This window comes from Devosia sp. (genome assembly GCF_041917035.1).
GTDB lineage: Bacteria > Pseudomonadota > Alphaproteobacteria > Rhizobiales > Devosiaceae > Devosia_A.
On the sequence record NZ_JAYRYM010000286.1, the window covers coordinates 1 to 4,368 of the forward strand.

Consider the following 4,368-nt stretch of genomic DNA (forward strand, 5'->3'; position numbering starts at 1 on the left):
CTCAAGGTCAGTCCGTCGGAAAGCGACATTTCGGGCGGCGCCGCCGGCACGCCGCTGCATGTCGAGGCGCGCGTCACCACCCCCGACGGCCAGCCGCTGGCGGGCGCCTGGGTGGATGTCTGGCACTCCGACGATGACGGCTACTACGACGTGCAGAAGCCGGGGCAGGTGGAAAACCTCAGGGCCCGCTTCATCACCGACGCCGACGGCCGCTTCTCGTTCTGGTCGATCGTGCCGGTGCCCTATCCGATCCCGACCGACGGACCGGTGGGCAAGATGCTCGAGTCCGTCGGGCGGCATCCCTATCGCCCGGCGCATGTCCACTTCATGATCGGCAAGGACGGCTACGACACGCTGGTGACGCACCTGTTCGTCGAGAACGATCCTTATCTCGAGAGCGATGCGGTGTTCGGCGTCAAGCAGCAGCTGGTGGTCCATCTCACCGACGAAGCGGGCGGCACAACCGCTGCGGGCGAGGCGCGCGGGCCGCACAAGAAGATCACCCACAGCTTCGGCCTGCGCCCGATTGGCCAGCAGGCCTGATCGGGCCGGTGGCGCCGTCCTCGTCCTCGGCGCCAGCCGGGGCCTCGGGCGGGCCATCGCCGTCGCGGCGGCCGAGGCGGGCCTTGTCACCGTGCTGGGCTGTCGGCAGCTCGCCGCCGGCGAGGCCGTCGCCGCGGGTTTGCGGGCGCGGGGCCTCACGGCATCGGCGGTGGCGGTGGATGTCACCGATTACGGGGCGGTCGCGGCCGCCGTCGCACACGCCGCGACCCTCGGCGACGGGCTGGTCGGCGTGGTCAACAATGCCGGCGTCATCGGCCCCCTCGCCCCGATCGAGGCGACGGCGCCGGACGCCTGGGCCGAGGCCGTTTCGGTCAATCTCGTCGGGGCCTATCACGGGACGCGGGCGGCGCTGCCCCGGCTCGCCGACGGCGGGGTGATCGTCAATCTGTCGAGCGGCGCGGCGGACCTGCCGCTGGCCGGCTGGAGCGCCTATTGCACCGCCAAGGCCGGCCTCGCCATGCTCACCCGCTGCACCCATGCCGAGCATGGCGGGCGCCTGCGCATCTATGGCGCCAGGCCGGGCATGGTCGACACCGACATGCAGGCGGAGATCCGGGCCTCGGGGCTCGGCCCGGTGAGCCGGATCGCGCGAGGCCGCCTCGGGGACCCGGCCGGCGCGGCGCGCGCCGTCGCCTGGCTGCTGCGCGTCGCGCCGTTTGATTTGTCGGGCACCGAGATCGAGCTGGATTCGGCCGATCTGGCTCTGCGCATGGGCCTGCCGCCCGGCGCGACGGCATAAACCTGACGTCTTCAGCAGGTTTATGCATAAACCCTGCAATCAGGTGCAGGTTTTGTCTCGTTCCCGGGTGCATGCTCGCGGGCAGGGTCGGTGCACGGCCCTCGCCCTCCCCTCTCCTTGGAGGTCGACCGGTGGTTTCGTCCATCACGTGAATGGCCGGCGGTGTCTGGGGCATCGCCGGTCTCTTCCTGCGCGTGCGGGCGGACCTCGCGGGCGCCCTGCCCCTCGCAGCCACGGCCGCGCCGTCAGTTGATCGCGGCGAACGGATCGAAGAACACCTTGCTCTCGTGGCAGCTGATGCAGGCCGCGGCGACCTTGTCCCATTCGGTGCGGAAGCCGGCGATGTCGCCGGCCTCGGACGCACGTCGCGCCAGTCCCGCGACATCGCGCAGCTGCTGCTGGAAGGCGGGGAGGTCATCCCAGATCGCCGCCGCGGCGGTGGTCTGAGCGCCCTCGACGGCGGGAGCGCCGCCGAGCAGGTTGGTCTGCGGCGGCAGCAGCAGGGCGAAGGCCTCGAGCGACTGCGCGGCCGCGAGGCCGAGAGCGGGGAGGTCGCCGGCCTCCTCGGACGCGCCGAGGCGGCTGTCGATCAGGGATTGCAGCGTGGCGAGCTGGGTCATCAGGCCGCGACGCGCGGCGATGGTCTCGGCCACGGACCCTGCCCCATCCTGCGCGACGACGAGGCCGCTGCCGAGCACGGCCGCGAGTGCAACTGACAACATGACCCGGCGTCTCATTGCCGTCCTCCCCTTCGATCGGATCGGGTCAGGTGACACGCCCGGGGTGGAAGAATCCTGCACGTTTGCTGCCAGTTTTTGTCCGGGCGTCGCACGCCGGGGGAAATCCGCCGCTCAGTGGCCGGATCGGTCGGCCAGCGCCCTTGCGGCCCAGGGCGGGGAGGTGCGGGCGGCGGACGGGCGGGCCGGCACGTCGTTGATGCCCAGCGCCAGCGCGATGCCTTCGCCATCCGCCACCAGGTCGGCGATGGTGTAGGATTCGAGCACCTGGGCAAAGGCGCGCATCGCCTCGCCGAGCGCCGTCTCGTAGATGCAGCCGGCGCCCAGCGGACAATGGCTGCAGGTCTCGCGGCCGCACTCGGTGAGGTCGAAATCCTCCTCGGTGACGCGCAGCACGTCGATGATCCGGATGGTGTCGGCGGGGGCGCCCAGCCGCACCCCGCCATTGCGGCCGCGCACCGTCTCCAGCAGGCCGCTGCGCCCCACCGGGACCAGGATCTTGAACAGGAACATCTCGGAGACGCCGAACGCCGTGCCGATATCGCGGATGCGGCTCAGGCCCGTGGGGTTGGCCGCGCAGTAGATCAGCGCCCTTACCGCGTAGTTGCTCTGCTTGCTCAGGCGCATGCTGGACAGCTCCTGTCGGTGCCCAATCCCTACAGGACGGGGACGAGGCCCGCAACGGCGGCCTGGTAGAGCGCGGTCAGGCCTACGCCGGCCAGCACGCCGCCGAAGACGCGGGCGTTGGCGTAGAGCCGGTCGCCGCGCCAGAACCAGTAGGCGGCCAGCATGGCGCTCCAGGCGACGATCGTCTGGATGACGGCGAAGCCGAGCAGGTAGCCCTGCAGCGAGTTGTTCTCGCCGCCGATGATCGATTGCGCGTAGGCGAGGCCGTGCAGCGCTCCCGCGGCGAGGAATATCCACCTGTGCCAGGACCCGGTATCGGCGCGGCCCGAGGCCAGGTAGCCGCCGATCAGCAGCGCGCTCGCCGGCACCATCCACTCGGCCGGCTGCACCGCCAGGCCGCCGGCACTGAGCAGGCAGCCGGTGACGGTGCCGACGACGAACCAGACCGGCAGCCCGAGCCCGCCCTGGGAGACCGCCGTCAGCACCCCGACGGCGAGCACGAAGGCGAGGTGATCGACCTCGATGACCGGATGGGCCAGGCCCGACAGCAAGCCCTCGCCGAAGCTGATCGGGGTCGCGCCGCCCAGCGCGTGGTGGGCCAGCGCCTCGCTGGTCAGCAGCAGGAGGGCAAGGGGCAGCCCCAGGCCGGACGTGAGTGCGCGCATCGTTCCCTCCCGCTCGGCCCGCCGGTCGGGCCGGCCGGCCCCCACGCGCGATCGCGGGGGGTGGGGCACAGTGCCTCACGGCGGACGGCGACCGCCTGCACGCCATCGCCGCCGGGCTGCACGATCCGAGCGGAATCGCTCCCTCACCACAGGGTGCGGCCGTCGATCCGCTCGATCTCGAGGGCGGTGAACAGGGCGTAGTCGTCGAGCAGCCGGGCGTTCACCGCGAACTTCTTGGTCTCCGGAATGCCCTCGCCGCCCAGTTCCCAGGCGGGCGAGACGCCGTGCGTGGTGATGCCGCAGCGGGCGCAGAAATAGTGCTCGTTATAGGTGTTGGGGGCGTAGCAGGCGAGGTGCTCGGCCTTGAGCAGGCGCGGCGCTTCCGGCGCGTAGTAGGACCACAGGCCGCCCGTCTTGGTGCAATAGGTGCAGGTGCACTGGGTGGCCTGCGTGGGCGGCTCGGGCAGTTCGATGACGGTGCCGCCGCAATGGCAGCTGGCGAGGATGGGCATGGGCGCCTCCGTGTTGGCGATGCCCGGTCATGCCCGAGAGCGCCGCCAGAAGCTGTCAGCAGCAGCGGGGGCTTTTCCCGCCCGGCGCACATGCTAGGCTTTCGCCATGTTCGAGGATTTCGTCGCGGCGCAGGGGCCGGTCTATGTCGAGGTGCTGCGCGAGCTGCGGGCCGGGCGCAAGCAGAGCCACTGGATGTGGTTCGTCTTCCCGCAGCTGGGCGGGCTCGGCCGCAGCGAGACGGCGCGGCAGTTCGGGCTCGCCGACCTCGAGGCGGCGCGGGCCTATCTCGCCCATCCGCTGCTCGGGGCGCGACTGGTGGAATGCTGCCGTATCCTGATCGGGCTCGACGGACGCAGCGCCAACCAGATCTTCGGCTCGCCCGACGAGGTCAAGCTGCGCTCCTCGATGACGCTGTTCGCGCAGGCGGCGCCGGTCGCCGACGCGCCGTTCCGGGCGGTGCTCGACAAGTATTTCGCCGGCATCGAGGACCCGCTGACGCTCAAGATGCTGCGCGAGGCGGCCC

The 4,368-nt window shown here is 71.3% G+C and carries 6 protein-coding genes and 1 pseudogene; 3 read left to right on the top strand and 4 right to left on the bottom strand.

What is annotated here, in order from left to right; translation table 11 throughout:
• Positions 1-543 (top strand): annotated as a pseudogene (locus ACE3TU_RS19450) (hydroxyquinol 1,2-dioxygenase); the annotation flags it as partial.
• Entirely contained in the window at positions 527-1,303 is a 777-nt protein-coding gene (locus tag ACE3TU_RS19455) for an SDR family NAD(P)-dependent oxidoreductase (RefSeq protein WP_374627248.1), read from the top strand. The pseudogene ACE3TU_RS19450 and the gene ACE3TU_RS19455, both read left to right, overlap by 17 nt.
• Before the next feature lie 245 nt (positions 1,304-1,548).
• Here the strand turns inward: ACE3TU_RS19455 and ACE3TU_RS19460 are convergent, their stop codons facing one another.
• The 4 genes from ACE3TU_RS19460 to ACE3TU_RS19475 form a co-directional block, all read right to left on the bottom strand.
• Positions 1,549-2,025: a cytochrome c gene (locus ACE3TU_RS19460; RefSeq protein ID WP_374627250.1), complete on the bottom strand. Its 477-nt coding sequence runs from the start codon at positions 2,023-2,025 to the stop codon at positions 1,549-1,551.
• A 129-nt stretch (positions 2,026-2,154) separates the two neighbouring features.
• On the bottom strand, positions 2,155-2,667 hold the full coding sequence (locus ACE3TU_RS19465) for an Rrf2 family transcriptional regulator (RefSeq protein WP_374627252.1): 513 nt from the start codon (positions 2,665-2,667) through the stop codon (positions 2,155-2,157).
• 29 nt (positions 2,668-2,696) lie between these two features.
• On the bottom strand, positions 2,697-3,332 hold the full coding sequence (locus tag ACE3TU_RS19470; RefSeq protein ID WP_374627254.1) for a HupE/UreJ family protein: 636 nt from the start codon (positions 3,330-3,332) through the stop codon (positions 2,697-2,699).
• 143 nt (positions 3,333-3,475) lie between these two features.
• Positions 3,476-3,844: a GFA family protein gene (locus ACE3TU_RS19475; RefSeq protein WP_374627256.1), complete on the bottom strand. Its 369-nt coding sequence runs from the start codon at positions 3,842-3,844 to the stop codon at positions 3,476-3,478.
• 106 nt (positions 3,845-3,950) lie between these two features.
• Between ACE3TU_RS19475 and ACE3TU_RS19480 the strand changes: the two genes are divergently transcribed.
• The coding region (locus tag ACE3TU_RS19480; RefSeq protein WP_374627258.1) for a DUF1810 domain-containing protein at positions 3,951-4,368 on the top strand (418 nt) is incomplete at its 3' end.

Coding starts and splice junctions, on each gene's coding strand:
- ACE3TU_RS19460 (WP_374627250.1), bottom strand. CDS start 2,025: ATGTTGTCAGTTGCACTCGCGGCCGTGCTCGGCAGCGGCCTCGTCGTC.
- ACE3TU_RS19465 (WP_374627252.1), bottom strand. CDS start 2,667: ATGCGCCTGAGCAAGCAGAGCAACTACGCGGTAAGGGCGCTGATCTAC.
- ACE3TU_RS19470 (WP_374627254.1), bottom strand. CDS start 3,332: ATGCGCGCACTCACGTCCGGCCTGGGGCTGCCCCTTGCCCTCCTGCTG.
- ACE3TU_RS19475 (WP_374627256.1), bottom strand. CDS start 3,844: ATGCCCATCCTCGCCAGCTGCCATTGCGGCGGCACCGTCATCGAACTG.